This is a genomic window from Halochromatium sp., assembly GCF_054919635.1.
This window is the reverse complement of the sequence record NZ_JBUDPI010000453.1, coordinates 1-2,606: the sequence shown is the minus strand read 5'-3', so window position 1 is coordinate 2,606 and position 2,606 is coordinate 1. Positions and strand designations below refer to the sequence as shown.

Genomic DNA, 2,606 nt, shown 5'->3' with positions numbered 1-2,606 from the left:
TTCAACCGGGTCTCGCTGGTACTCTTGGTTCCAGGCACCGTGCTTGCCGCGGCCGTCTTTGCCTATCCGGCGCAGCGCCTCCTTGGACGCGTTGCCCTGTTCGTCGCGCCCTTGCTCTGTCTCGTCTTTTTGATCTCTGTCGATCGTGTGCGTTGGCCGGGGCCCGTGTCCATCGACAACGCCGACACCTATGCGCCGGTGAATCAGCTGGCAGCGCTCGGGCTGTCGGATGCCGCGCGCTACTATGCGCCGCCGAACGACCAGCTACCGCTCAGCTATTACTCGAATCTTCCTTTTCAGAGCATCGCGCCGATTCGTAAGACCTTCCTGGATCAATGGCCGGGTGAGATTGTCTTCGTTGAGCGGGCGGAAACCATGCCTTATGCAGAGGTCATCAGTCCGACAATGCTGATGAGCGCCGCTGCGCGCGCCGGAGTGTCGTTGTCAGAAGCAGATGCCGAGGTGCTGTCTCGGCGCTTGGCGAGTCGGCCAGAACGCGAGCAAGCTGCGGCGGCGGGCTTGAAGCTGGTGCCGCCCCTGCGGCCCATTCCCGATTACGCAGAACCGCTGGTCGGTGTTTACAAGGTGTTACTCTACGAGGAAATGGTGCAATGGTTAAGGAAAGAGGTGTCAACACCAATCCGCTCAGGCTTCGAGCTTCGCAATACGACCGACTGGTGGCACTCCTTTTTCTACCGTTTCGTCGACCCTGAGTCTCGGCGAGGAACCGGCGCGAATTACTACCCGCGCCTGTGCCGAGCCGAAGTCTATGTGGAGCCCGGCTCCTATTGGAAGGTGACGGTGTCCAGGCAGCCCGTCGACGCCTCTGATCCCTGCCCGACGGACGCTTCAGCCGGTCGAGACTGAGCGACGTTTTTCGAGTCCCCGGCCGAGCCATGGCCTAGCGCAACCCGCTTAGAGCAAAGACATGAGCGAGCTTGAGCTGTCGATTGTGATGCCCTGCCTGGATGAGGCGGCCACCTTGTCGACCTGTCTGGAGAAGGCACAACGATTCCTGGCCGAGCAGCAGGTGGCCGGAGAGTTGATCGTTGCCGACAACGGCAGTACCGACGGCTCTCGGCAGATCGCACTCGGGCAGGGAGCGCGCCTCGTCGATGTGCCCACGCTGGGCTATGGCGCGGCGCTGATCGGCGGCATCTGTGCCGCCCGCGGCCGCTATGTGGTTATGGCGGACAGCGACGACACCTACGATTTCTACCGCCTGGACGCCTTCCTCGAGAAGCTCCGCGAGGGCTACCCGTTGGTGATGGGCAATCGTTTCGCCGGCGGCATCGCCCCGCGCGCCATGCCGCTGCTTCATCGCTACCTCGGGAACCCCATGATCAGCTGGATCGGCCGGCGGCTGCATCCGGTCAGGGTGCGGGATTTCTATTGCGGCCTGCGTGGATTCGACCGCGAGCTCATGTTGACCGTCGGTCCGCGCAGCCCCGGGATGGTCTTCGCGCTCGAGATGGTCGTGAATGTCGGCCGGGCGGGCCTGCCGATCGCCGAGGTGCCGACCACGCTCAGCCGTTCGGCACGGGCGCATCCGCCGCACCTGAAGACCTGGCGCGACGGCTGGCGCAGTCTGGTCTACCTGCTCAGCGCGGCGCTTCCCGGGAAGGCCGGCACCGGGCCCATGCCCTGTGCCGAGGCTGCCCGCTGAGGTGCGAGGTTGCGCGTTGGACAGTCGTGCGCTGTGGCTCGCGCGGGCACATCGCCTCCTCGAATGGGGCCCGCTCTCGGGGCTGCCCGGCGAGGTGCTGCGCTTCGGCGTGGTCGGCGGCACCGGCTTCATGGCCGACGCGGTCCTGCTCATGCTGTTGGTCCAGGGCTTCGACTGCAATCCCTATCTGGCCCGGCTGCTGTCGTTCCTCTGCGGCACCGCGCTGACCTGGCTGTTGAACCGACTGTTCACCTTCTTCCGGCGCGCCGGCAGGAATCGTCGGCGTGAGTACCTGCGGTATCTATTGGTGCAGACGGTTGGCGGGGTGATCAATCTTGGCATCTACTCCGCGCTGCTCGGGTTTCTACCCCCGAGCAGCATCGCGCCGCTGTTGGCGATGGCGGCCGGGTCGTTCACGGCGATGTGGCTCAACTTCTTCGGGGTCCGCTACCTTGCCTTCGATCGCGATGGGAAACCCGCGGTCGGCAAATCCTGCGCGGGCTGAGCCAGAATCCGCTACCCTTTAGCAGAGTTTCTGCGATCGCCGATTCCTCGTTCGTATGTCCCGATCCGCCGTCCAGCCGAGTAACGCGCCTGTCCCGCGAGTCGCCCAGCGTCTGCTCGACATCACTGTCGCCGCGGTCGGGACGGTGGTCCTCTTGCCGCTACTGCTCGGGCGCGCGGTGCTGGGTTGGGTCCGCGAACGGCGGCTGTTCGACGGGGATCTCTGCATCGGCGTCGACCGCGCGCGCTTCCGGCGTTTGCGATTCGCCGGGGACCTGCCGTTGGCAGGTCTCGCTGTCTGGTGGAATCTGCTCCGGGGCGATATGGCCCTCGTCGGGCCGCGTGCGCTCTCGTTAACTGAGGCCGACGGCCTGCCGGCGTCGGCCATGGCCCGATGTCGGGTTCCGCCAGGGCTGATCTCCGCGCCTCGGGCCGC

Annotated in this window: 3 protein-coding genes and 1 pseudogene; all 4 read left to right on the top strand. The window is 65.3% G+C overall.

Annotated elements, in window-relative coordinates:
• Positions 1-867: hypothetical protein (locus ACY693_RS18160; protein WP_462323216.1), on the top strand; the 867-nt coding region annotated here is incomplete at its 5' end.
• 61 nt (positions 868-928) lie between these two features.
• Complete coding sequence (locus ACY693_RS18155) at positions 929-1,666, top strand: glycosyltransferase family 2 protein (protein ID WP_462323215.1); 738 nt, start codon at positions 929-931, stop codon at positions 1,664-1,666.
• Between the two features lie 16 nt (positions 1,667-1,682).
• Positions 1,683-2,171 (top strand): GtrA family protein, encoded by a 489-nt coding sequence (locus ACY693_RS18150; RefSeq protein ID WP_462323214.1) that lies wholly within the window; start codon positions 1,683-1,685, stop codon positions 2,169-2,171.
• Positions 2,172-2,226: 55 nt separating this feature from the next.
• Positions 2,227-2,606 (top strand): annotated as a pseudogene (locus ACY693_RS18145) (hypothetical protein); the annotation flags it as partial.

Excerpts from the sequence above, each read along its gene's own strand:
- ACY693_RS18155 (WP_462323215.1), top strand. The coding sequence starts at position 929 with ATGAGCGAGCTTGAGCTGTCGATTGTGATGCCCTGCCTGGATGAGGCG.